Here is a 23,949-nt window from a genome sequence, read left to right on the forward strand (position 1 = left end):
GTCTCAGCCGAGCGGGCTCACAGTTCGCCCCACCACTGGCTCACCCGCACCGTCGCGCCGCCGCCGTTGTCGCCGAGGTTCGGGTCGTTGAAGGAGAAGACGATCTGCGGGGGCGCCCCGGCGTGGTAGTAGAGCATGCAGCCGCTGTCGGTGCCGACCGGGAACCACCGGCCCGGGCCGTAGAACAGGCCCGTCCTCAGCACCAGCATGGACCCGTCGGTCACCTTCGCGATCAGCGCGTACCGGCGGGCGCCCGGCGCCGGCCAGCCGCTGCCGGCCAGCGGCAGCTCGCCGGCGATCGACTTCTGCGTGCCCCACAGGTCGATCCGGATCCGGCCCTCGGCGGACACCCGGAACACGTCGCGGTCGAGGATGCCGACCGGCGTCGGCCACACGGTGTGCGCGTTGCCCGGCGCGGACCAGGCCTGGTCGTCGGCGTGCTGTGGTGTCTGCAGATCGTTGCAGCGCTCCAGCGGCAGGCTCGCGGCGGCCGGGGCCGCCGGCCAGAGCGCGACACCGGCGGCGAGCAGGACCACGGTGCACCGGGAGACCAGGGACCGGACGCGCATGGCGACCTCCAGGCGAAGGGGCCGCCGCGACGACGGCCGGGCATCGTCCAGTCTCGTCCCCGCCCGCAACCCGTCGGCCGGGCCAGTCCGTCGGCCAGGTCACGCCGGCGGCACCTGGACGCGCCGGCGGCGTCCCGGCTGGGAGGATCCCGGGGGTACGCCACCCGAGGGAGGATGTCCTGAGCAGCCACCACCCCGCCGCCGTGCTCTTCGACATGGACGGCACCCTGGTCGACAGCGAGAAACTGTGGGACGTCGCGCTGCGCGAGCTGGCGGCCGAGTACGGCGCCACCCTCTCCGAGGCGGCCCGCAAGGCGATGGTCGGCAACAGCATGGCCGCGTCGATGCGCATCCTGCACGACGACCTGGGCCAGCCGCACCGCGACCCCGACGTCAGCGCGGCGTGGATCAACGCCCGGATTCTGGAGCTGTTCCGCACCGGGCTGCGCTGGCGTCCCGGCGCGCTGACGCTGCTGCGGGCGGTCCGCGCGGCGGGCATCCCGACGGCGCTGGTGACTTCCAGCGGCCGAGCCCTGGTGGAGGTCGCGCTGGACACCCTGGGGCGGGACAGCTTCGACGCGGTGGTCTGCGGCGACGAGGTCGACGCGGCCAAGCCGCACCCGGAGCCGTATCTGACCGCCGCCCGGCTGCTCGACGTGCCGATCGCCCGCTGCGTGGCGATCGAGGACTCGCCGACCGGGGTGGCCAGCGCGCTCGCCGCCGGCGCGGCGGTGCTGGCCGTGCCGGCGGAGGTGCCGATCGGGCCGCTGGACGGCGTACACCAGTTGGAGAGCCTGACCGGCGCGGACCTGGAGTTGCTGGCGGCGCTGCTCGGCGCGCCTCCGGCCGACGCCTGACGCGAACGAGGGGCCCCGCCGGTCGGCGGGGCCCCTCGTTCGCGGTGGGTCAGTCGTGGGCGATGGCGCCCAGGACGTTGATCCGGGCGGCCCGGACCGCCGGCAGCACCGCGGCGATGACCCCGATGATCGCGGCCAAGCCGAGGAAGACCCCCATCTGGGACCAGGGCAGCACCAGGTCGGTGATTCCCTCGTCCCGCAGCGCCTCCACCACGGCCGCGCCGAGACCGGCGCCGACGGCGACGCCGAGCAGCGCGCCGAAGACCGAGATCACCACCGCCTCGACGGTGACCATCCGCATGGTCTGCGCCCGGCGTAGGCCGATGGCCCGCAGCAGCCCCAGCTCCCGGGTGCGCTCCAGCACCGACAGCGCCAGGGTGTTGATGATGCCGAGCACGGCGATCACGATGGCCAGCGCCAGCAGGATCTGGATCATCGTGAGCAGGCCGTCGAGCTGGCCGGCCTGCTGGTCGCTGAAGGCCTCCCGGTCGGCCACCGACACCTCGGGGGAGTCGGCCAGCAGCGCCTCGATCTGCGGCTGCACGTCGGCGACCCGGGTGCCCGGGGCCAGCTGGATGAAGCCCTGGATCGGCTGCGGGATGGCGAAGTCGCGTGCCGCCTCCGGCGGCAGCACCACCTGGTTGGTCAGCTGGGAGCTGGCGTAGATGCCGGTCACCGTGTAGGTCCGCGCCTCGCCCCGGGCCAGCTGCACCGGCACCCGGGAGCCGACGGCGAGCCCGCGCGACTCGGCGGTGTCCGAGCTGATCAGCATCTCGTCCGGCGCGAGCCGGTCGATGTTCCCGGCGGTGGCCTCGGCGCTGAAGATCTGCCGCAGCGCGGCGACGTCGCTGCTCGCCCCCACCCAGGTGCGTTCACCGCCGACCACCGCCATGTCGCCGTACTCGCCGTCGGCCAGGCGCACCCCGGGGATCGCCGCGGCCTTCTCCAGCACCCCGGAGTCGAAGCTCGGCGGCCGGGGGCCGCTCTGCGCCCCGGAGATCACCAGCTCCGCCTTGAGCGAGTCCTGGGTGAGCGCGCCGATGCTGCTCTTCGCCGAGTCCAGGATCACGGTCACCCCGGTGACCAGGGCGATGCCCACCATCAGCGCCGCGGCGGTGATGGCGGTGCGGCGCGGGTTGCGGCCGGAGTTGAGCCGGCCCAGCTTGCCCGGCACCGACCAGGCGAAGATCGCGCCGAGCAGGCTCACCACCGGGCGGCTGATCAGCGGGGTCAGCAGCGCCACGCCGATGAAGGCGAACAGCACCCCGCCGAGGATGGTGGCCAGGGTGTTGCCCCCGGCGTTGCCCGTGAGGCCCAGGGCCAGCAGCCCGGCGCCGACGGCGGTGACGACCGCACCGGCCACGGTGACCTTGGTCAGCGGGCGGTCCGGGTTGGCGACGTCCTGCATCGCCGCGATCGGCGGGATCCGGGACGCCCGCAGGGCCGGCAGCAGCGCGGCGACCACGGTGATCACCAGGCCGACGGCGAACGCGCCGACCACGGCGGACAGCGGCACGCCGACCCCGGCCAGGGTCAGCCCGCCGGCGAAGGTGCTGAACAGGTACGCCAGCAGCGCGCCGATGCCGATGCCCGCGCCGAGGCCGAGCACCGAGGCGATCAGCCCCACCGCGACGGCCTCCAGGACCACCGACCCGATGATCTGCCGGCCGCTGGCCCCGATGGCGCGCATCAGCGCCAGCTCACGGGTGCGCTGCGCCACGATGATCGAGAAGGTGTTGAGGATCAGGAAGGTGCCCACCAGCAGCGCCACCGCGGCGAAGCCGAGCAGGATCCGGTTGAAGAAGGACAGCGCCTCCTTCATGCTGGCCGCCGCCTCCTCGGAGAGCTGCTCGCCGGTCTTGACCTCGTAGTCGGCGCCCACCGCGGCGGCCACGGCGTCGCGCAGCGCCTCGTCCGACACCCCGCCGGCGGCGGTGACCGTGATGTTGCTGAAGGTGTCCGGCGCGCCGAGCATCAGCCGTTGCGCGACGGGCGTGGTGAACATGATCTCGTTGGCGCCGCCGATGGAGTCCCGGCCACCGCTGTAGCCGAAGACGCCGACGATGGTGAACTCCTGCTTCGGCTTGAGGGTCAGCACGCCGACCCGGTCACCGACCTTCACCTTGCCGGCCGTGGCCAGCGCCTTGTTGACCACGATCTCGTCGTCGGCCTGCGGCGGCCGCCCCTCGCGCAACTGCACCAGGTCGTTCTCGCCGGTCCAGTTCTCGCCCAACTGCGGCGGGCCGAACGAGGCGACGACCTTGCCGTTGCTGCCGATCAGCCGCGCCCCGTCGACGCCGACCACGCCGGTCGCCTCGGCCACGCCGGGCACCGCCCGGACCTTGTCGAGGGTGGCCGCCGGCAACGGCTGGGCCGCCTGCATGCCCTCGGTCTCGCCGACGTCGATCTTCGGCTTGGCGGCGACGTTGACGTCCACCCCCTCGTACGCGTCGGCGAAGATCGAGTCGAACGAGCGCCCGAGCGTGTCGGTGAGCACGAACGCGCCGGAGACGAACATGACGCCCAGCACCACGGCCAGGCCGGAGAGGATCAGCCTGACCTTGCGGGCCAGCAGGCTCTTCAGAGTCGCCCGGAACATCAGCGGGCCACCTCGGCGGGGGTGTCCAGCTTCTTCATCGTGTCCAGCACGGTGTCGGCGGTCGGCTCGATCAGCTCGGAGACGATCTGCCCGTCGGCGAGGAAGACCACCCGGTCGGCGTACGCGGCGGCGGTCGGGTCGTGGGTGACCATCACGATCGTCTGCCCGTGCTCGCGCACGGAGTTGCGCAGGAAGTTGAGCACCTCCGCGCCGGAGCGGGAGTCGAGGTTGCCCGTCGGCTCGTCGGCGAAGATCACCTCGGGGCGGGAAACCAGCGCCCGGGCGCAGGCCACGCGCTGCTGCTGCCCGCCGGAGAGCTGCGCCGGGCGGTGGCCCAGCCGGTCCTTCAGCCCCACCGTGGCGATGACCGTGTCGTACCAGGCCGGGTCGGGCTTGCGCCCGGCGATCGACAGCGGCAGCAGGATGTTCTCCTTCGCCGTCAGGGTCGGCAGCAGGTTGAACTGCTGGAAGATGAAGCCGACCTTGTCCCGGCGCAGCTTGGTCAGGCCCGCGTCGCCCAGGCCCGTGACGGTGGTGTCACCGATCGACACGGTGCCCCGGGTGACCGAGTCGAGGCCGGCGAGGCAGTGCATCAGCGTCGACTTGCCCGAGCCCGACGGGCCCATGATCGCAGTGAACCGGCCCCGCTCGAATTCCGCGCTGACCCCCCGCAGCGCGATGACCTGCGCCTCGCCGCTGCCGTACACCTTCCACACGTCGTTCGCCCGGGCCGCGGCCTGCGCCTGCTGGCCTACCGTCGCGGTCACGTCATCTACCTCTTCCGTCTGATTTTGATCCGCGCCGCCCCCGCTGGTCCGGCGCGGCAGTCTCATCATCGGTGCTCGTCGGCCCCGATCCGTCCGACTCCGGGCGGAGCGGGTGCCTATTTCGCGGTGGGGGTGCCCCCGACCCCGGCTCAGGGTTGCCCCTGACCCGCCGCCGGCGGAGCGCATTTCCCGCCGACCTGGGGACCGATCCTGCACACTGACGCCACGTCAGGGTCAACCGCGCCGCGCCACCACCGGTCACGGTAGGTGACGACGGCAACATCACCTCCCGGCCGCGGGGAATCCCCGGGTACGCCTGCGGAAACAGCCAGGGCCGGCGCCGCTAGGCCCGGGGGCGGACCAGCCCCGACTCGTACGCCAGCACCACGGCCTGCACCCGGTCGCGCAGCCCCAGCTTGGTCAGCACGTGCCCCACGTGGGTCTTGATGGTGGTCTCGCTGACCGACAGCGCCCGGGCGATCTCGGCGTTGGACAGCCCCCGGGCCACCTGCACCAGCACCTCGCGTTCCCGCTCCGTCAGCGCGCCGAGACCCTTCGGCGGGGCCGCGGCCGGGTCCGGCAGCACGTCGGCGAAACGGTCCAGCAGCCGCTTGAGGATTCGCGGCGCCACCACCGCGTCCCCGGCCGCCACCGTGCGGATCGCGGTGACCAGGTCCTCGGCCGGCACGTCCTTGGCCAGGAAGCCGCTCGCCCCGGCCCGTAGCGCCCCCACCACGTACTCGTCCAGGTCGAAGGTGGTCAGGATCAGCACCCGCACCGGCAGCCGGGCGTCCACGATCGCCCGGGTCGCCGCGACCCCGTCCATCCGCGGCATCCGGATGTCCATCAGGACCACGTCGGGCAGCAGCCGTCGGGACAGGTCCACCGCCTCGAGGCCGTCCCCGGCCTCGGCCACGATGTCCAGGTCGTCCTCCGTGCCGAGCACCATCCGGAAGCCGGTGCGCAGCAGCGGCTGGTCGTCGGCGAGCAGGATGCGCACCGGCCGCGCCGGCAGCGTCGCCTCGGTCACCTCATGCCCCCGTCCCTGATCCCGGTCACGCCGTCGCCCCGTCCAATTCTCGCGTACGACTCCGGGCCGGTCATGCCGCCACCGCGCCACGGCGTTCCACCGGGATCCGCGCGGACACCCGGAAGCCGCCGCCGGGACGGGCCCCGGTGCGCAGGACCCCACCGTAGAGGGCGACCCGTTCCCGCATCCCGACCAGGCCGTGCCCGATCCGGTCGCCGCCCGGCCCCGGGCCGCGCCCGGTGTCGGCGATCTCGACGCCGACCGCGCCCTCGTCGAAGGTCAGCCGCACCTCCGCCGTGGCCGTTCCGGCGTGCTTGAGCGCGTTGGTCAGCGCCTCCTGCGCGATCCGGTAGAGGGTCAGCGCCACCCCCTCCTCCAACGCCCCCGGGGTGCCCTCGACCCGCAGCGTCACCGGCAGCCCGGCCTCGCGCACCTGGTCGACCAGGGCCTCGATGCCGGCGAGTCCCGGCTGTGGGGCGAGGTCGGCGGCCGGCTCGGTGTCGGTACGCAGCACGTCCAGCAGCCGGCGCATCTCCCGCAGGGTGGCCCGGCTGGTCGCCTCGATGGTGCCGATCGCCTCGTCGGCCGCGTCCAGGTCCTTCCGCAGCACCCGGCGGGCACCGGTGGCCAACACCCCCATCACGCTGACGTGGTGCGCGACGACGTCGTGCAGTTCCCGGGCGATGCGGCGGCGCTCGTCGGCGACCGCCTGCTCGGCGAGCGAACGCTGGTTCTCCTCGGCGACCCGGGCCCGCTCCCGCAGCGCCTCCGTGGCGGCCCTGCGGCTGTGCACGGCCCGCCCCACCGAGTACGACACCGCCCCGGTCAGCAGGTTGTTCAACACCAGGTACGCGGGGCTGACGCCCTCCATCACCCCGTCCAGCGGCGCGACGACGTTCACCGCCCCGGCCGACAGCCAGAGCACCACCGCCGCCACGACCGCTGTCCGGAGCGGCCGGGTGGCGGCGACCGTGTAGGTGAGCACCAGGAAGGTCAGGCTCTGCGTGGCCGGCACGAGGTCGAGCAGGACGGGCAGCGCCAGCGTCGCCACCGCCGCGGCGACGGCGGGCCCCGGGGCGACCCGGCGCAACGCCACCGGCGCGGCGCAGACCGGGCTCCAGGCCAGCGCCGCCAGCAGGTGCGGCGGCCAGTACTCGCGGGGCGCGAGACTGATGAGCACCACCTCCGCCGCGACGAGCCCGAGAGCGAGGAGAGCGTCCGCGGCGAGCGGGTGCCGGCGCAGCCACGCCTTCGGGCCCGAAGTCATACCGCGACGCTAGCCGCCGCCACGCCGGATTGATCGTCGCCGGCGGTGACCCCGGCCTCCTCCCTGAGGAGGAGACCCGCTCCTCCTCGTCAGGGCCCGCCGGTCGTCCGCCGGCTCACCGGCCCGCGTGCTCAGCCGATCCACCGGCCGGCCGCGGGCCGTTCCCTGGCCGCACCGAGCCGGGCGGGTGCCCCCGACTCCGTCACTCGTCGGCGCCGGGAGGCGCCGGGCGGGACCGGGCGTCGCGCAGCGGATCCGTCGCCACCTGTGCCGGGAATGGCGGCGGGGTGCCGCCGAAGCTCGGGCAGAGCGCCTGATGGCTGCACCAGTCGCAGAGCCGGCTCGGTCGGGGACGGAAGTCCTGCCGGGCGGTCGCCTGCTCGATCGCCTGCCACAGGGCCACCACCGTGCGCTCGAAGCGGAGCAGCTCCTCGGCGTCCGGGGCGTAGTCGCAGACCTCCGCGTCCTTGAGGTAGAGCAGCCGCAGCACCCGGGGGACCACGCCCCGGGTGCGCCACAGCACCAGCGCGTAGAACTTGAGCTGGAACAGCGCCCGCGCCTCGAACGCCTCCCGGGGCGCGCCACCGGTCTTGTAGTCGACCACCCGCAGCGCGCCGTCCGGTGCCACGTCGAGCCGGTCGAGGTAGCCCCGGATCAGCAGCTCCTCGTCGACCACCGCCGAGATCAGGCTCTCCCGCTCGGCCGGCTCCAGCCGGCGCGGGTCCTCCACCGCGAAGTAGCCCTCCAGCAGCGCGGCGGCCGAGCGGAGGAACTCGGCCGCGGCCGGGGTGTCGCCGTCGGCGAACAGCCCCGCCAGCTCCGGCTGCTCGGTGACCAGCCGGTCCCACGACGGGGCCACCAGATCGCCCGCCGCCGTCGGGGTGCGCCCGGCGGCGGGCAGGTCGAACAGCCGCTCCAGCACTGCGTGCACGAGCGTGCCCCGGGCCTGCTCGACGGTCGGCCGCTCCGGCAGCCGGTCGATGCTGCGGAACCGGTAGAGCAGCGGGCAGGTCTTGAAATCCGCCGCCCGCGACGGCGACAGCGAGGCCCGCACCGTCGCCGGCACCTCGGCCGGGGTCGCGGGCTGCTGCGTGGTCACCGGTTCCGCCGTCATGCCCGAGAGGTTAGGGCACCGGTGTGACACCTCCGCCGTCGCCGCTCCGGCGCATGATCCCCCGCCGCGTAGCATCGGTCCGGTGGAGCAGACGAGGCAACCGCGGCGCCGGCCCGACCCGCGGCCCGGCCTGACGGTGGGCCGGGTGTTCGGGGTGCCGCTGCACCTCAACGGCTCGATGGTGCTGCTCACCCTGCTGGTGACCGTGCTGTACGCGGAGTTCGCCCGCCGCCAGCTCGACCTGTCCCAGCTCGCCGGCTACCTGATCGGCTTCGGCTTCGTGGTCTCCCTGCTCGGTTCGGTGCTCCTGCACGAGCTCGGCCACGCCCTGACCGCCCGCCGGTACGGCATCGGTGTGCGCGGCATCACCCTGGAGCTGCTCGGCGGCTACACCGAGATGGACCGCGACGCCCCGTCCCCCCGCGTCGACCTGCTGGTGTCGCTCGCCGGTCCCGCCGTGTCCGCCGTGCTCGGCGCGGTCGCCGTCGCCGCCACCCTCGCCCTGCCCGACCGCACCCTGGCCAACCAGCTCGCGTTCCAGTTGGCCGTGAGCAACGTCATCGTCGCGCTGTTCAACATCCTGCCGGGGCTGCCGCTCGACGGCGGCCGGGCGCTGCGGGCGGCGGTCTGGGCGGTGACCCGCGACCGGCACCGGGGCACCGAGGTCGCCGGGTGGGTGGGGCGCGCCGTCGCCGTCGGCACCGCCGCGCTGGTCGCCCTGTTCACCCTCACCGGCGACCTGGCGCCGCTGGCGCTGCCGCTGATGCTGCTCGTCGCGTTCACCCTCTGGCGCGGCGCCGGGCAGTCGATCCGGATGGCGCGGGTCAGCCGCCGCTTCCCGCTGATCGACCTGTCCCGGCTGTCCCGCCCGGTGCTCGCCGTGCCCACCGGCACGCCGCTGGCGGAGGCGCAGCGCCGCCGCGCCGCCGGCGCCACGCCCGGCGCCGCGCTCCTGGTCACCGACTCCGCCGGCCGCCCGGTCGCCCTGGTCGACCCCGCCGCGGCGGAGGCCGTGCCGGCGGAACGCCGCCCCTGGCTGGCCGTCGACGCGGTGGCCCGGTCCCTGGCCGACCTGCCCGCCATGCCGGTCGGGCTCGACGGGGAGCGGGTGATGGAGGCGGTACAGACCCACCCGGGCGCGCAGTACGTGGTGACCTCAGGCGAAGATGTCGTCGGCATTCTGCACATCGCGGATCTGGCTCAGCTCCTCGAACCTCAACGGAAGATGAACACGTGACCGCAACTCCCCCCGCCGCCCCGGCCGACCCGGGCACCCCGGTGCCCGCCGACACCCGGGCGCTGCCCCCCGTGCACCGTGGGCCGTTCCGGCCCGGCGACCGGGTGCAGCTGACCGACCCCAAGGGGCGCATGCACACGGTCACCCTGGAGCCGGGCAAGGCGTTCCACACCCACCGGGGCATCCTGGAGCACGACACGCTGATCGGCCTGCCCGACGGCAGCGTGGTCACCACCTCCGGCGGCGGCACCGCGTTCCTGGCCCTGCGCCCGCTGCTGTCGGACTACGTGCTCTCCATGCCGCGCGGCGCGCAGGTGATCTACCCGAAGGATTCCGCCCAGATCGTCGCCATGGGCGACATCTTCCCGGGCGCCAAGGTCCTGGAGGCCGGGGCCGGCTCCGGGGCGCTGTCCTGCTCGCTGCTGCGTGCCGTCGGCACCGAGGGCGAGCTGCACTCGTTCGAGGTGCGCGACGACTTCGCCCAGATCGCCAGGCGCAACGTCGAGGCGTTCTTCAACGGGCCGCACCCGGCGTGGCACCTGCACGTCGGCGACGTCGCCACCTGCACCGAGACGGGCTTCGACCGGATCATCCTCGACATGCTGACCCCGTGGGAGACCCTCGACATGGTCGAGCGGGCCCTGGTGCCCGGCGGCGTCTTCATCGGCTACGTCGCCACCACCCCGCAGCTGTCCGAGCTGGTCGAGGCGCTGCGCGAGCGCGGCGGCTGGACCGAGCCGCGCGCCTGGGAGTCACTGGTGCGCGACTGGCACGCCGAGGGGCTGGCGGTGCGCCCGGACCACCGCATGATCGCGCACACCGCGTTCCTGGTGTCCGCGCGTAAGCTCGCTCCGGGCGTCACCGCGCCGCCGCGGCGCCGCAAGCCCAGCAAGGGCGCCGAGGCGTACGCCGAACGCCGGCAGGCGCTGCGTGAGGCGGAGGCGGCCCGGCAGGCCGCGCGGGCCGCCGGGGCGGAGCCGGCGGCGGCCGGGGACCCGACGCAGCCGTGACCGTGGGACGGGGCGGCTGGGAGTGAGCGGACGGAACCTGCCGGCCGGTGCGGGCCGGCGGCACGGCTACGGGGAGGTGGCATGAACCGGCCGGGTTTCGGCGGCGGAGACCTGCCGGCGGTGTTCCCGGACTGGTCGCCCTACCAGGACCTCGAATCGGCGGCCCGCGCCTACCTGCGCGACCCCGACGTCGCCCTGGAGGCACTGGGCGGGGTGCTGCGTGGGGCGTCGGTGCTCGGCTTCACCCTGGAGCGCTTCGTCAACGAGGTCAACGGGGTGTGGCAGGAGGTCGTGGTCTGCGACGGCAGCCGGCTCGTGCTCTGGCACGGTGAGGACGTGCCGCCGGGGGAGGGCCCGCCCGGGTCGATGACCTCGTCGCTGCGCGTGGTGCCGGTCTCCACCGTCACCGAGGTCGGCTGCCGGCGGCGGCTCACCCGCGACGACGACGGCGGGATCCGGGTCGACAGCATCGACGTCTACCTGCTGCTGACCTCGCTGGACGAGGCCCCGCCCAGCGAGGAGGTGGTGGGCGCGCCCCGGCACGACGCGCTGCGCTTCGGCAAGACCCTCGACGACGGGGGCGCCGGGCAGATCGCCCGGCTGGAGGAGTTCGCCCGCCTCGTCGCCTCGGTGGTCGGCCGCCCGATGCTCTGAGGCGTACGCCCGGCCGCCCTCCCGCCCCGGCGGCGCGGGAGGGCGCGGCGGTCAGTCCTCCTCGGCCTCCGGGCCGGCGACCTCGACGCCGTCGCTGCCGCGGACGACGTGGATGCACTCGCCCGGGCACTCCTTCGCCGAGTCGATCACCTCGAGGCGCAGGTGCTCGGGCACGTCGACCCGGCTGCCCGGCGCGAGCCGCAGCTCACCGTCCGGGCCCTTGACGTAGGCGAGCCCGTCGACGTCGAACTCGAAGACCTCGGGCGCGTACTGCACGCAGAGCCCGTCGCCCGTGCAGAGATCCTGGTCCACCCAGACCTGCAGCTGGTCGGTCATGACCTCCGCCACGGCGCACCCCCCATGTTCTCCCGTCCCACGCCCCGACGGTACCCGAACGCCCGGACCGGCCCTCGGGGCCACCCTTGGCGATCAAGGTTCGGTGACGAGGGCGTTGCGTGGGACCGAATCGGCCTCATAGCGGCTAGTGTTAGGGCAGAACGTTCAAGCCCCCCGGGGAGGTGGGACGTGGCACGCAGCGACGACGCGGACTCGCGCGCCGCACGGTGGGAGAAGGAGGCCCACGATCTCTCCACGCAGGTCGCGTTCCTTCAAGAGGAACTCGCTCTGGTGCGGCGCAAGTTGACCGAAAGCCCCCGACACGTCCGGCAGCTCGAAGAGCGGCTGGCGGCCACCCAGGCACAGTTGGCGCGGCTGACCGAGAACAACGACCGGCTCGTGAGCACCCTCAAGGAGGCTCGCGCGCAGATCGTGACGCTCAAGGAGGAGATCGACCGCCTCGCCCAGCCACCGAGTGGCTACGGCGTCTTCCTCGCGCGGCACGACGACGGCACGGTGGACGTGTTCACCGGCGGACGCAAGCTCCGGGTCGCCGTCTCGCCCTCGCTGGACGTCGCCGAGCTGCGGCGTGGCCAGGAGGTCCTGCTCAACGACGCGCTCAACATCGTCGACGCGTTCGGCTACGAGCGGGTCGGCGAGGTGGTCATGCTCAAGGAGATCCTCGCGGGTCCCGACGGCAGCCCGGGCGACCGGGCGCTGGTGGTCTCGCACTCCGACGAGGAGCGGATCGTGCACCTCGCCGAGACCCTGATCGGATCGCCGATCCGGGCCGGCGACTCGCTCATGATCGAGCCCCGCTCGGCGTACGCCTACGAGCGGATCCCGAAGAGCGAGGTCGAGGAGCTGGTCCTGGAGGAGGTGCCCGACGTCGACTACACCGACATCGGTGGCCTCCACGCCCAGATCGAGCAGATCCGCGACGCGGTGGAGCTGCCCTTCCTGCACGCCGACCTGTTCCGGGAGCACCAGCTCCGCCCGCCGAAGGGCATCCTGCTCTACGGCCCGCCCGGCTGTGGCAAGACGCTGATCGCCAAGGCGGTGGCGAACTCGCTGGCGAAGAAGATCGCCGAGCGGGAGGGCAAGGAGCGGCACACCAGCTTCTTCCTCAACATCAAGGGCCCGGAGCTGCTCAACAAGTACGTCGGCGAGACCGAGCGGCACATCCGGCTGATCTTCCAGCGGGCCCGCGAGAAGGCCGGCGAGGGCACCCCGGTCATCGTGTTCTTCGACGAGATGGACTCGGTGTTCCGCACCCGGGGCTCCGGTGTCTCCTCCGACGTGGAGAACACCATCGTCCCGCAGCTGCTCAGCGAGATCGACGGCGTGGAGGGCCTGGAGAACGTCATCGTCATCGGCGCCTCCAACCGGGAAGACATGATCGACCCGGCGATCCTTCGTCCCGGCCGGCTCGACGTGAAGATCAAGATCGAGCGGCCGGACGCCGAGGCGGCGAAGGACATCTTCTCCAAGTACATCCTCTCCGGGCTGCCCCTGCACCCGGACGACCTGGCCGAGCACGGCGGCGACCCCCAGGCCACCGTCGCGGCCATGATCGACGCGGTCGTGCTCCGGATGTACTCGGAGACCGAGGAGAACCGCTTCCTCGAGGTCACCTACGCCAACGGCGACAAGGAAGTCCTCTACTTCAAGGACTTCAACTCCGGCGCGATGATCCAGAACATCGTCGACCGGGGTAAGAAGATGGCCATCAAGGAGTTCCTCACCTCCGGCCGCAAGGGCCTGCGCCTGCAGCACCTCCTCGACGCCTGCGTCGACGAGTTCCGGGAGAACGAGGACCTGCCCAACACCACCAACCCCGACGACTGGGCCCGCATCTCCGGCAAGAAGGGCGAGCGGATCGTCTACATCCGCACGCTCGTCTCCGGCGGCAAGGGCGCGGAGGCCGGCCGGTCGATAGAGACCGCCAGCAACACCGGTCAGTACCTCTGACCCACACCCGCACGGGCCCGCGGCGCGACGCGCCGCGGGCCCCGTCCCGTCCGGACCCACCCGTCCCCGCCCGGCCCGCGCCTACCGCCCCGGTCCGGCGCGCCCCCATCCGCCGCGCGGCCGACTACGCTCGACGTGACGGGGGACCGGGTCGGGCGAGCGAAGCAGGTAGGTCGATGAGCGTAAGACGGATCATGGGCACCGAGGTCGAGTACGGCATCTCCGTGCCCGGCCAGGCCGGCGCCAACCCCATGGTCACCTCCTCCCAGGTGGTCAACGCCTACGGGGCGCGCCCGGAACTCAACCGGGGCGGCCGGGCCCGCTGGGACTACGAGGAGGAGTCGCCGCTGCGGGATGCGCGCGGCTTCACCTACTCCGGCGCCGCGTACGACCCGGCCGAGGCGCTCGCCGACGAGGACCTCGGGCTGGCCAACGTGATACTCACCAACGGCGCCCGGCTCTACGTCGACCATGCCCACCCGGAATACTCCACGCCCGAGGTGACCAACCCGCGGGACCTGGTGCGCTGGGACAAGGCGGGGGAGCGGGTGATGGCCGAGGCGGCCCGCCGCGCCGCCACCATCCCCGGCACCCAGCCCATCAACCTCTACAAGAACAACACCGACAACAAGGGCGCCAGCTACGGCTCCCACGAGAACTACCTGATGCGCCGCCAGACGGCCTTCGCCGACATCGTGGCGTACCTGACGCCGTTCTTCGTGACCCGGCAGATCGTCTGCGGCGCCGGCCGCGTCGGCATCGGACAGGACGGCGGGCAGAGCGGCTTCCAGATCTCCCAGCGCGCCGACTTCTTCGAGGTCGAGGTCGGCCTGGAGACCACCCTCAAGCGGCCGATCATCAACACCCGCGACGAGCCGCACGCCGACGCCGACAAGTACCGGCGGCTGCACGTCATCATCGGCGACGCGAACCTGTCGGAGATCTCCACCTACCTCAAGGTCGGCACCACCGCGTTGATCCTCACCATGATCGAGGAGAAGGCGCTCGGCTCCGACCTGGGCATCGCCGACCCGGTCAGCGAGCTGCGTGCGGTCAGCCACGACCCGTCGCTCACCCATCTGATGCGGCTGCGCGACGGGCGGCGACTCACCGCCCTGGACGTGCAGTGGGCGTACTACGAGCGGGTGCGGTCCTTCGTGGACGACCGCTACGGCGCCGACGCCGACGAGCAGACCCTGGACGTGCTCGCCCGCTGGGAGAGCGTGCTGGAGCGACTGGGCCGCGACGTCATGCTCTGCGCCGACGAACTGGACTGGGTGGCGAAGCTGCGGCTGCTGGAGGGCTACCGGGAGCGCGAGAAGCTGGGTTGGGGCTCGCACAAGCTCCAGTTGGTCGACCTGCAGTACTCGGACGTCCGCCCGGAGAAGGGCCTCTACCACCGGCTGGTCTCCCGGGGCGCGATGAAGACCCTGCTCGACGACGAGCAGACCCGCACCGCGATGACCGAGCCGCCGGAGGACACCCGCGCCTACTTCCGCGGCCGCTGCCTGGCCCAGTACGCCTCTGAGGTGGTCGCGGCCAGCTGGGACTCGGTCATCTTCGACGTGGGCCGGGAGTCGCTGGTGCGGGTGCCGATGATGGAGCCCGAGCGCGGCACCCGCAAGCACGTCGGTGCGCTCTTCGACCGCTGCCCCAGCGCGAAGGACCTGCTCGAGACCCTCACCGGCGGCTGATCGTCGTGGACGGATTCCCGCCGCGTGCCGAAGCCGGCGCGCGGCGGGCTTTTCGTCGCCTCCGCGAGGTAAGTTGATCGCAGGGCGATCGTGGAGGAGGCAGCAATGGCCACTCGTGACAGCGGCGGGCAGTCGCAGTCGGGCAAGTCGCGTCAGGGCGAGGAGATCGAGGACGTCACCACCGAGGCGAACCCGGAGGTCGCCGAGCGGCACGCCGAGATCACCGAGGACGTCGACGACCTGCTCGACGAGATCGACTCCGTCCTGGAGGAGAACGCCGAGGAATTTGTCCGCGGCTATGTCCAAAAAGGGGGAGAATAGGGTCTATTTGGCATTTCGGACATGCCTCGACGACTGGATGACCGAGACGGAGAGCGCTGTTGCCGCGACTGCGGTGCGTGGAAGCCGCTAGCGGAATTCTGCGCCAACAGCCGGAGACCCGACGGCCGCGGTAGCTACTGCAAGCCCTGCTTCAACGCGCGCTCGAAGGCGAGCTACGCCAAGCGGGTCCGCGAACAGCACGGCCGCGACGTGCGTCAGCCACCGGCGGTGCCTGAGGGGCACCGCCGGTGCCCAGCGTGCGGCGTGACCAAGGTGCTGGAGGACTTCCCTCGTAACCGCTCCGGGCGGAGCGGTTACGGCAGATACTGCAAGCCCTGTCACAACGAGAAGGGCAAGGAGTCGCGGACGCGGCTCCACGGCGGCAGTCGCGAGTACCACCTGCGGCGGCGCTACGGAGTGGGGCAGAAGGAGTTCGACGAGCTCCTGGTCGAGCAGGGCGGCGTCTGCGCGGTCTGCGGCACACCGGACCCCCAACATCTGGACCACGATCATCGCACCGGCTGGGTGCGCGGGATATTGTGCTTCAACTGCAACGGTGGTCTCGGTCAGTTCCGTGACGATCAGTCGCGGCTGGCCGAGGCGATCACATATCTGAGAGGAACCACGTGGCAGCGGGTTTTGATCCATCCGGGCGTCTACCAGATGTGTTCACCAACGCGGGGACGTCCTCCTTCACCTCGTTCCTGAGCAAGGTGGCCCCCGAGATGCTGCCCGGCCGACGGCCGCTGCCGCCGGGCATGGCCGCCGACATGGCGCCACACGCGACGACCATCGTGGCGATCTCGGCCGTCGGTGGTGTCGTGATGGCGGGCGACCGGCGGGCCACCATGGGCAACCTGATCGCCCAGCGCGACATCGAGAAGGTGCACCCGGCCGACGCGTACTCGCTGGTGGGCATCGCGGGCACGGCGGGCATCGGCATCGAGCTGATGCGACTGTTCCAGGTGGAGCTGGAGCACTACGAGAAGATCGAGGGCGCGATGCTCTCGCTCGACGGCAAGGCCAACCGGCTCGCCTCGATGATCCGCGGCAATCTGGGCGCCGCCATGCAGGGCCTGGCGGTGATCCCGCTCTTCGCCGGCTTCGACCTGGCCGCGAAGGACCCGGCGCGGGCCGGCCGCATCTTCAGCTTCGACGTCACCGGCGGTCCTTACGAGGAGACGGGCTACGACGCGATCGGTTCCGGCTCGCTCTTCGCCAAGTCCGCCCTCAAGAAGCGCTTCCAGCCGGGCATCTCGGTGGACGAGGCGGTCCGGCTGGCGGTCGAGGCGCTCTACGACGCGGCCGACGACGACACCGCCACCGGCGGGCCGGACCTGATCCGCCGGATCTACCCGGTGGTGATGACGGCGACGGCGGAGGGCACCCACCGGCTCACCGACGAGGAGATGTCGGCGATCGCCGAGAGCGTGGTCTCCGGCCGGATGGAGAATCCGGGCGGTTGATCCGCTCCCGCCCGCACCAGTCAGCAGCCGTCAGCACAGCGCCCTGAAGGAGAACCGCCGCCGTGGCCATGCAGTTCTACGCCTCGCCCGAGCAGATCATGCGCGACCGCTCCGAGCTGGCCCGCAAGGGCATCGCCCGGGGCCGCAGCGCGGTCGTCCTGAGCTACGAGGGCGGGGTGCTCTTCGTCGCCGAGAACCTGTCCAGCGCCCTGCACAAGGTCAGCGAGATCTACGACCGGATCGGTTTCGCCGCCGTCGGTCGCTACAACGAGTTCGAGAACCTGCGCCGCGCCGGCGTGCGGATGGCCGACCTGAACGGCCTGAGCTACGACCGGCGCGACGTCACCGGCCGGGCCCTGGCGAACGCGTTCGCGCAGACGCTGGGCGCCATCTTCACCGAGCAGTCGAAGCCGTTCGAGGTGGAGATCTGCGTGGCCGAGGTGGGCGCCACCGCGGATGACGACGAGATCTACCGGCTCACCTACGACGGCTCCGTCAACGACGAGCCGGGCCGGATGGCGATGGGTGGGCAGGCCGAGGCGATCGCCGGCGTGCTGAAGTCCGACCACCGTCCGGACATGTCGCTGGGCGAGGCGGTGAAGGTCGCGGTGCGGGCGCTGGGCAGCGTCGGGGGCGAGGGCGGCGCTTCCCGTACCATCGCCGCGAACCAGCTCGAGGTGGCGGTCCTGGACCGACGCCGGGTGGGGCGGGCGTTCCGCCGCATCACCGGGGCGGCGCTGACCGCCCTGCTGGACGGCGGCAAGGCCGAGGAGCCGGCGGTGCCGGCCCGTCCGGAGACCCCGACCGCGCCGACCGAGGAGGCGGGCAAGCCCACCACGTCGGCCGGCTCGGCGGACCTGGAGGGCCAGCAGCCGGAGACCCCCGAGGCGTAGCGGAGTCAATCGCGCGGGCGTCGGGGCCGTGGGCCCGGGCGCCCGCGCGGTCGTCGTACGCCGGCAGGTCGACGGTCCGGCGGCGGCCGCTCCCGACCGACCCGCGTCGGTTCACCCGGATCCGACGACAGCCGCCCGCACCGGCGCGACGTCGTCCATCCGCGCGGGTGCGCCCGGGCGGCGGCCTGGTCCACCTGGGACCTGCCGGCGCGGTCGTGCGCGGGCGCCGGTGGGACCGGCACGCCCGGCGTGGCCCCCCGGTCGGGCCGCCGGGCGTTCCCGGCGTGAGACGACGTGGTGAGCGCTGCCCATCTGGGGCCTCGGGCGGCTAATGTCTCATCATGGAGCGGCGAATCTTCGGCCTCGAGACCGAGTACGGCGTCACCTGCACCTACCGGGGGCAGCGGCGGCTGTCCCCCGACGAGGTCGCCCGGTACCTCTTCCGTCGGGTGGTGTCCTGGGGCCGGTCGAGCAACGTGTTCCTGCGCAACGGCGCCCGGCTCTACCTCGATGTCGGCTCGCACCCGGAGTACGCGACCCCGGAGTGCGACTCGGTGGTGGACCTGGTCGCGCACGACCGGGCCGGCGAGCGGATCCTGGAGGGGCTGCTCGTCGACGCGGAGAAGCGGCTGCACGACGAGGGCATCGCGGGCGAGATCTACCTGTTCAAGAACAACACCGACTCGGCCGGCAACTCGTACGGCTGCCACGAGAACTACCTGGTCTCCCGGCACGGCGAGTTCGGCCGGCTGGCCGACGTGCTGATCCCGTTCCTGGTGACGCGGCAGTTGATCTGCGGCGCGGGCAAGGTGCTGCAGACGCCGCGCGGGGCGGTCTACTGCCTGTCGCAGCGGGCCGAGCACATCTGGGAGGGCGTCTCGTCGGCGACCACCCGGAGCCGGCCGATCATCAACACCCGCGACGAGCCGCACGCCGACGCGGAGCGCTACCGCCGGCTGCACGTCATCGTGGGCGACTCCAACATGAACGAGGTCACCACACTGCTGAAGGTCGGCACCGCCGACATCGTGCTGCGAATGATCGAGGCCGGGGTGGTGATGCGCGACCTGACGCTGGAGAACCCGATCCGGGCGATCCGCGAGGTGTCGCACGACATCACGGGCCGGCGCAAGGTGCGGCTGTCCTCCGGCAAGGAGGTCAGCGCGCTGGAGATCCAGCAGGAATACCTGGCGAAGGCGACCGAGTTCGTGGAGCGGCGTGGTGGCGACCAGACCGCCAAGCGGGTGGTGGAGCTGTGGGGCCGGGTGCTGCGCGCGGTGGAGACCGGCGACCTGGAGCCGGTGGCCCGGGAGATCGACTGGGTGACCAAGCTGCGGCTGATCGAGCGCTACCAGCGCAAGCACGACCTGCCGCTGTCGCACCCGCGGGTCGCGCAGATGGACCTGGCCTACCACGACCTGCGCCGGGGCCGGGGCCTCTACGGGCTGCTGGAGCGGCGTGGCGAGGTGGACCGGGTGGCCACCGACCCGGAGATCTTCGAGGCGAAGGAGACTCCGCCGCAGACGACCCGGGCCCGGCTGCGGGGCGAGTTCATCCGACACGCCCAGGAGAAGCGGCGCGACTTCACCGTCGACTGGGTGCATCTGAAGCTGAACGACCAGGCACAGCGCACGGTGCTCTGCAAGGACCCGTTCCGGGCGTACGACGAGCGGGTGGAGCGGCTGATCGCCAGCATGTGACGGCGCGGGCCGGCCCGGTGCGGTGGCGACCGCCTGCCGGGTCGGCCGGCCGGGTAGGCTGACCGCGCCATGACGACTTCCGAACCTCCCGAGAGCGGCCGCCAGCGGCAGAACTGGGTCGAGCGCCGCCGCGAGAAGATCCGTGAGGAGATCGCGCGCAACCGGCGCGGCGAGTACACGGTGCCCACCTGGGTGCTGGCGCTCGCGCTGGTGCTGATCGTGGGCGCCTGGCTCACCCTGATCTTCATGGCCTGACCGGGCCCCGAGCGGCCCCGGTCCTCATGGCCCGATCCGGCCGCGGCGGCACCGCAATCTCGAAGTGGTCCCGGCCCCGCGGGGCTGGGATTATCGTTCCCGTTCGGCGTAGTCGGTCCGCGGACCGGCCACGCCCCGCCGCGGCGGCAGGGATGGTGACGTCATCGCACACATCGACCTCGGTATCGACGAGCGGGAGCATCCCGGCATCCGGGGCCCGATGCGGTTCCGGCCGGAGACGGCCAAGCCCCTCAACGCGCTGGCGGAGGCGCTGCTGCGCGCCCCGCACCCGACGCTGACGCCGGGGGAGCGGGAGCTGATCGCGGCGTACGTGTCGGGGCTGAACGAGTGCCGGTTCTGCTGCGCGACGCACTCCGCGTTCGCGGCGGCGCAGCTTCCCTCCGGCATGCCGCTGGTGGACCGGGTCCTCGCCGATCCGGTGGACGCGGAGGTCAGCGACAAGCTGCGGGCGCTGCTGCGCATCGCCGAGGCCGTGCAGCGCAGCGGCCGGGACGTGACGGCGGAGCTGGTCAAGGCCGCCCGGGGTGCCGGCGCGACGGACCTGGAGATCCACGACACCGTCCTGATCGCGGCGGCGTTCTGCATGTACAACCGTTACGTGGACGGGCTGGGCACCCTGGTGCCGGACGACCCGGCGGTGTACGAGAAGGCCGCCGAGCGCATCGTGCGGCAGGGCTACCTGGCGACCTGACCGCTCGGCGCCGGGCCGTCGGTCGTCCGGGTCGCGCTCGGGCGGGGCCCGGTCAGCAGGCGGGCGGCGTGCCGGCCGGCCGCCGCGGCGGCCAGGAAGTACGCGTGGTCGGCGTCGAGGCCCCGGCCCATGGTGGACAGCGGCACCGGCGTCGCCCGCAGCGCGGCGTCGAGCCCGTCGGTGGGCACCCGGACGACGGTGTGTCGTGCCGCGAGGGGGGCCAGCGCGGCGTCCACCTCGCGGGCCAGCGCCGGGTCCAGCCCGTCGGGCACCACCAGCTCGGCGGGGGCGAGGGCCACCCGGCCGTACGCGGTGAGGCTGTGGTGCGACACGCCCTGGTGCCGGGGCCGGGGGTCGGCGGCGGAGATCCGCAGCGATCCGACCGGGCGCCCACCCAGCGTGGCGACGGCGTTGACGGCCTCGCCGACGCCCACCCCGGAGAAGCCCCACCGGGTGCCGGTGCCGAGGTTGCCGGGCCCCTGGGAGACGATCGCCACGTCGGCGCGCAGGACGTGGCGGGCGGCCAGCAGGCCGCTGTGCACGGTGCTCGCCTCCAGGTCGCCGCCGAACGCCTGGCCGACGCTGACCGTGCCGGCGAGGTGGTCGCGCAGCCCGGCGAGGGTGCGGGAGAACCAGGCGGGCAGCGCCCCGCCGTCGGTCAGCACGTACGCGACCCGGGCGTCCGGGGCGTCGGCGTGGATGCCGGCCAGGACCGCGGGCAGCGCGGAGTGCAGGTCGGCGGTGACGACCGGCAGGCCGCCCAGGTCGTCGGCGGCGGCCAGGACCTCGCGGTGCGGGGACGCCTCCTCGTCGACGCCGAGCAGGATCGGCTGCAGCGGGGTGTAGCGGGCCTTGACGAGGTGACCGGCGTCGCGGGTGTCGAGGGCCTGCGGCGGGTCCGGCGGCAGCCGGTCGGGCAGCGCCACGACCAGGGCGTACCCGCCGGTGCCGAGGCCCATCAGCAGCGCGCCGGCGTTGAGCAGCACCCGGTCGCCGGGCTCGGGCCGGCCGACCAGCTCGGGGTAGGCCAGGGCGCGGATCGTGGTGCCGTCGGGCAGGTCGACGTCGAGTTCCACCGCCCCGGTCCACTGCCGCCGCAGCGCCGTCACCGTCCCGGACCGCCATCGCACCATGCCCGGCACGCTAGCGTCGCCGCCCCGGCCGGCCGCGCCCGGGGGCCGTGGGGCGACGCAGCCGGACGAGAGCGGGGCGTCCGACCCGGAGATCATCCCGGCGACCAGCTTGGCGACGGCGATGGCGAGGTTGGCGGCCCCGGCGACCACGACGGTGTCGACCCTCTCCGGCTTCGCCTCCGCCGCTCTGTAGAACCGTCGGAGGCGCCCCGCGGGGTGACCGGACGCGGGGCCGGCGCGACGCGACGCGCGTCGTGCCCGCGTGGGTGCACGTGCCCGGCGCGCGGGCTGCTAGCGTCTACCCGTGTCGCGGACCCGCACCGAACGCCTGGTCAACCTGGTGATCTGCCTGCTGTCCACGCGACGGTTCCTGACCGCCGCGCAGATCGCCGCGACCGTGCCCGGCTACGAGCACGATCCGGAGGACGCGCGCGACCACGAGGCGTTCCAGCGCAAGTTCGAGCGGGACAAGGCCGAGCTGCGTGAGCTGGGCGTACCGCTGGAGACCGGGACGGCGAGCGTCTTCGACGCGGAGCCCGGCTACCGGATCGCCCACCGGGAGTACGCGCTGCCGGACATCCCCCTCGAACCGGACGAGGCCGCCGCGGTGGGCATCGCCGCGCGGCTGTGGCAGCACGCCGGGCTGGCCGCCGCCGCCTCCTCGGGGCTGGCGAAGCTGCGCGCCGCCGGCGTCGACGTGGACCCGCAGGCCACGCTGGGCCTGGAGCCGATGGTGACGGTGGACCCGGCGTTCGCGCCGCTCACCGCCGCCGCCCGGGACCGGCGGGAGGTCAGCTTCGACTACCGGGTGCCCGACCGCGACGAGCCGAACCGCCGCCGGTTGCAGCCGTGGGGCGTGGTCTGCTGGCGGGGCCGGTGGTACGTGGTCGGCCACGACCTCGACCGCGAGGCGACCCGCTGCTTCCGGCTGTCGCGGGTGGTCGGCGCGGTCCGGGTGACCGGCGTGCCGGGCGGCTACGAGCCGCCGGTCGGGGTCGACCTGATCAGCCACGTGGCCCGCTGGTCGGGGCCGGCGGAGCGCACCGGGCGGGCCACCGTGCTGGCCGCGCCGGGCCGCGCTGCGGGGCTGCGCCGCTGGGCGGTCGGCGTCACCGCCGGGCCCGACGGCGACCGGCTCGTCCTGCCCTACGCCGACGTGGACGTCCTCGCCGGCCAGCTCGTCGGCTACGGTCCGGACGTGCGGGTGCTCGACCCGCCGGAGGTGCGGGAGGCGGTCATCCAGCGGCTCAAGGAGATCGCGGCCCGGCACGACGACCTCGCCGCCGTCGGGGGTGCCCGGTGACCCGGCCGGCCGCCCGGAGCGGCTCCCGCGCGTCGGCCGACCGGCTGGCTCGGCTGCTGAACCTGGTGCCCTACCTGCTCGCCCGGCCCGGCATCGAGATCGCCGAGGCGGCCGGTGACCTGGGCGTCACCGAGCGGCAGCTGCGTGAGGACCTGGAACTGCTGTGGGTGTGCGGGCTGCCCGGCTACGGCCCGGGCGACCTGATCGACATGGCCTTCGACGGCGACCGGGTGACCATCACCTACGACGCCGGCATCGACCGGCCGCTGCGGCTCACCCCGGACGAGGCCCTCGCGCTGGTGGTGGCGCTGCGAATGCTCGCCGAGACGCCCGGGGTGACCAACCGGGAGGCCGTGGAGCGGGCCCTCGCCAAGATCGAGAATGCGGCCGGCGACCTGGTGGCCGCGCCCGTCGAGGTCCGGCTGCCCGCCGACACCCGCCGGGTGCAGGAGCTGCGTGGCGCCGTCGAGAGCGGCCGGGCGCTGCGTATCACCTACTACACGGCCGCGCGGGACGAGACCACGGACCGCGTCGTGGACCCGCTGCGGATGTTGATGGTCGGCGGCCGGGCGTACGTGGAGGCGTGGTGCCGCCGGGCGGAGGCGGTGCGGCTGTTCCGGGTCGACCGGATCGACGCGGTCACCGAGCTGGACGAGCCGGCCGTGGTGCCGCCGCAGGCCCGCCCGCACGACCTCACCGACGGGGTGTTCCGGCCCTCCCAGGACCTGCCGTTGATCACCCTGCGGGTCGGCCGGGGCGAGCGGTGGATCACCGAGTACTACCCGTGCGAGCGGGTCGAGGCGGGCGCCGGCGACCAGTGGCTGGTCTCGCTGCGGGTCACCGACCTGGGGTGGGCCCGCCGCTTCGTGCTGGGGCTGGGGCCGGACGTCACCGTGGTCGCCCCGGCCGAGCTGGCCGAGCAGGTCCGGGCCGCGGCGGCCGCCGCGCTCGACGCGTACGCGACGCCGGCCCCGGCCGCTCCCCGGCGCCCGGCCGACACGCCGCCCGAGGTGCCCTCGGCCGACCCGGCGGTGACCGCGGGCACGCAGTAGGCTGGCCGC

23 protein-coding genes are annotated in these 23,949 nt (G+C 73.4%); 15 read left to right on the plus strand and 8 right to left on the minus strand.

The window, feature by feature from the left end:
- Window positions 1-17 precede the first annotated feature (17 nt).
- Window positions 18-569 carry a hypothetical protein gene (locus ACFY23_RS12735; RefSeq protein ID WP_350685398.1) on the minus strand — a complete coding sequence of 184 codons (552 nt, stop codon included), beginning with the start codon at window positions 567-569 and terminating at the stop codon, window positions 18-20.
- Between the two features lie 203 nt (window positions 570-772).
- On the opposite strand from ACFY23_RS12735, the gene ACFY23_RS12740 reads away from it, so the two are divergent.
- Window positions 773-1,426, plus strand: coding sequence for an HAD family phosphatase (locus ACFY23_RS12740; protein WP_350685399.1), 654 nt, complete (start codon window positions 773-775; stop codon window positions 1,424-1,426).
- Window positions 1,427-1,475: 49 nt separating this feature from the next.
- Here the strand turns inward: ACFY23_RS12740 and ACFY23_RS12745 are convergent, their stop codons facing one another.
- From ACFY23_RS12745 to ACFY23_RS12765, 5 genes are all read right to left on the minus strand, one after another.
- Window positions 1,476-4,025, minus strand: coding sequence for an FtsX-like permease family protein (locus ACFY23_RS12745; protein WP_350685401.1), 2,550 nt, complete (start codon window positions 4,023-4,025; stop codon window positions 1,476-1,478).
- Window positions 4,025-4,792, minus strand: coding sequence for an ABC transporter ATP-binding protein (locus ACFY23_RS12750; RefSeq protein ID WP_350685402.1), 768 nt, complete (start codon window positions 4,790-4,792; stop codon window positions 4,025-4,027). Before ACFY23_RS12750 ends, ACFY23_RS12745 begins: the two co-directional genes overlap by 1 nt.
- A gap of 343 nt (window positions 4,793-5,135) precedes the next feature.
- On the minus strand, window positions 5,136-5,822 hold the full coding sequence (locus ACFY23_RS12755) for a response regulator transcription factor (RefSeq protein ID WP_350685404.1): 687 nt from the start codon (window positions 5,820-5,822) through the stop codon (window positions 5,136-5,138).
- 70 nt (window positions 5,823-5,892) lie between these two features.
- Window positions 5,893-7,089 (minus strand): sensor histidine kinase, encoded by a 1,197-nt coding sequence (locus ACFY23_RS12760; RefSeq protein ID WP_350685405.1) that lies wholly within the window; start codon window positions 7,087-7,089, stop codon window positions 5,893-5,895.
- 202 nt (window positions 7,090-7,291) lie between these two features.
- Entirely contained in the window at window positions 7,292-8,203 is a 912-nt protein-coding gene (locus tag ACFY23_RS12765) for a PD-(D/E)XK nuclease family protein (protein WP_350685406.1), read from the minus strand.
- A gap of 82 nt (window positions 8,204-8,285) precedes the next feature.
- On the opposite strand from ACFY23_RS12765, the gene ACFY23_RS12770 reads away from it, so the two are divergent.
- The 3 genes from ACFY23_RS12770 to ACFY23_RS12780 all read left to right on the plus strand — a co-directional run bounded on the left by ACFY23_RS12770 (window position 8,286) and on the right by ACFY23_RS12780 (window position 11,104).
- On the plus strand, window positions 8,286-9,440 hold the full coding sequence (locus ACFY23_RS12770; RefSeq protein ID WP_387037187.1) for a M50 family metallopeptidase: 1,155 nt from the start codon (window positions 8,286-8,288) through the stop codon (window positions 9,438-9,440).
- Window positions 9,437-10,450, plus strand: coding sequence for a tRNA (adenine-N1)-methyltransferase (locus tag ACFY23_RS12775; RefSeq protein WP_387037185.1), 1,014 nt, complete (start codon window positions 9,437-9,439; stop codon window positions 10,448-10,450). Before ACFY23_RS12770 ends, ACFY23_RS12775 begins: the two co-directional genes overlap by 4 nt.
- Window positions 10,451-10,531: 81 nt before the next feature.
- Entirely contained in the window at window positions 10,532-11,104 is a 573-nt protein-coding gene (locus tag ACFY23_RS12780) for a hypothetical protein (RefSeq protein ID WP_350685638.1), read from the plus strand.
- Window positions 11,105-11,155: 51 nt separating this feature from the next.
- Here the strand turns inward: ACFY23_RS12780 and ACFY23_RS12785 are convergent, their stop codons facing one another.
- Window positions 11,156-11,452: a ferredoxin gene (locus tag ACFY23_RS12785; RefSeq protein ID WP_350685639.1), complete on the minus strand. Its 297-nt coding sequence runs from the start codon at window positions 11,450-11,452 to the stop codon at window positions 11,156-11,158.
- A gap of 177 nt (window positions 11,453-11,629) precedes the next feature.
- Between ACFY23_RS12785 and arc the strand changes: the two genes are divergently transcribed.
- The 9 genes from arc to ACFY23_RS12830 all read left to right on the plus strand — a co-directional run bounded on the left by arc (window position 11,630) and on the right by ACFY23_RS12830 (window position 20,452).
- A complete protein-coding gene (gene arc / locus ACFY23_RS12790; protein WP_350685640.1) occupies window positions 11,630-13,411 on the plus strand; it encodes a proteasome ATPase in 1,782 nt (593 codons plus the stop codon).
- 176 nt (window positions 13,412-13,587) lie between these two features.
- A complete protein-coding gene (gene dop, locus ACFY23_RS12795; protein WP_350685641.1) occupies window positions 13,588-15,105 on the plus strand; it encodes a depupylase/deamidase Dop in 1,518 nt (505 codons plus the stop codon).
- Window positions 15,106-15,210: 105 nt separating this feature from the next.
- The gene (locus ACFY23_RS12800) at window positions 15,211-15,426 is read left to right on the plus strand and encodes a ubiquitin-like protein Pup (protein ID WP_088993750.1); all 216 of its coding nucleotides are present in this window, start codon (window positions 15,211-15,213) and stop codon (window positions 15,424-15,426) included.
- Between the two features lie 264 nt (window positions 15,427-15,690).
- Entirely contained in the window at window positions 15,691-16,134 is a 444-nt protein-coding gene (locus ACFY23_RS12805; RefSeq protein ID WP_350685642.1) for an endonuclease VII domain-containing protein, read from the plus strand.
- Window positions 16,053-16,892 (plus strand): proteasome subunit beta, encoded by an 840-nt coding sequence (gene prcB / locus ACFY23_RS12810; RefSeq protein WP_350685644.1) that lies wholly within the window; start codon window positions 16,053-16,055, stop codon window positions 16,890-16,892. The genes ACFY23_RS12805 and prcB overlap by 82 nt, the downstream gene beginning before the upstream one ends.
- A 62-nt stretch (window positions 16,893-16,954) precedes the next feature.
- On the plus strand, window positions 16,955-17,785 hold the full coding sequence (prcA, locus tag ACFY23_RS12815; protein ID WP_350685645.1) for a proteasome subunit alpha: 831 nt from the start codon (window positions 16,955-16,957) through the stop codon (window positions 17,783-17,785).
- Between the two features lie 341 nt (window positions 17,786-18,126).
- The gene (gene pafA / locus ACFY23_RS12820; protein WP_350685647.1) at window positions 18,127-19,485 is read left to right on the plus strand and encodes a Pup--protein ligase; all 1,359 of its coding nucleotides are present in this window, start codon (window positions 18,127-18,129) and stop codon (window positions 19,483-19,485) included.
- 69 nt (window positions 19,486-19,554) lie between these two features.
- Complete coding sequence (locus ACFY23_RS12825) at window positions 19,555-19,740, plus strand: hypothetical protein (RefSeq protein ID WP_091106695.1); 186 nt, start codon at window positions 19,555-19,557, stop codon at window positions 19,738-19,740.
- A 163-nt stretch (window positions 19,741-19,903) separates the two neighbouring features.
- The gene (locus tag ACFY23_RS12830; RefSeq protein ID WP_350685651.1) at window positions 19,904-20,452 is read left to right on the plus strand and encodes a peroxidase-related enzyme; all 549 of its coding nucleotides are present in this window, start codon (window positions 19,904-19,906) and stop codon (window positions 20,450-20,452) included.
- Here ACFY23_RS12830 and ACFY23_RS12835 read toward each other — a convergent pair.
- Window positions 20,437-21,585: a DUF3866 family protein gene (locus tag ACFY23_RS12835; protein WP_350685652.1), complete on the minus strand. Its 1,149-nt coding sequence runs from the start codon at window positions 21,583-21,585 to the stop codon at window positions 20,437-20,439. The two genes, ACFY23_RS12830 and ACFY23_RS12835, sit on opposite strands and share 16 nt — an antisense overlap.
- A 304-nt stretch (window positions 21,586-21,889) precedes the next feature.
- On the opposite strand from ACFY23_RS12835, the gene ACFY23_RS12840 reads away from it, so the two are divergent.
- Together ACFY23_RS12840 and ACFY23_RS12845 are read left to right on the plus strand one after the other, a co-directional pair.
- Window positions 21,890-22,888 (plus strand): WYL domain-containing protein, encoded by a 999-nt coding sequence (locus tag ACFY23_RS12840; RefSeq protein ID WP_350819169.1) that lies wholly within the window; start codon window positions 21,890-21,892, stop codon window positions 22,886-22,888.
- Window positions 22,885-23,940: a YafY family protein gene (locus ACFY23_RS12845; RefSeq protein WP_350684727.1), complete on the plus strand. Its 1,056-nt coding sequence runs from the start codon at window positions 22,885-22,887 to the stop codon at window positions 23,938-23,940. The genes ACFY23_RS12840 and ACFY23_RS12845 overlap by 4 nt, the downstream gene beginning before the upstream one ends.
- The last annotated feature ends 9 nt before the right edge of the window (window positions 23,941-23,949 follow it).

It is taken from the genome of Micromonospora sp. NPDC000121 (genome assembly GCF_042899165.1).
Lineage (GTDB): Bacteria > Actinomycetota > Actinomycetes > Mycobacteriales > Micromonosporaceae > Micromonospora.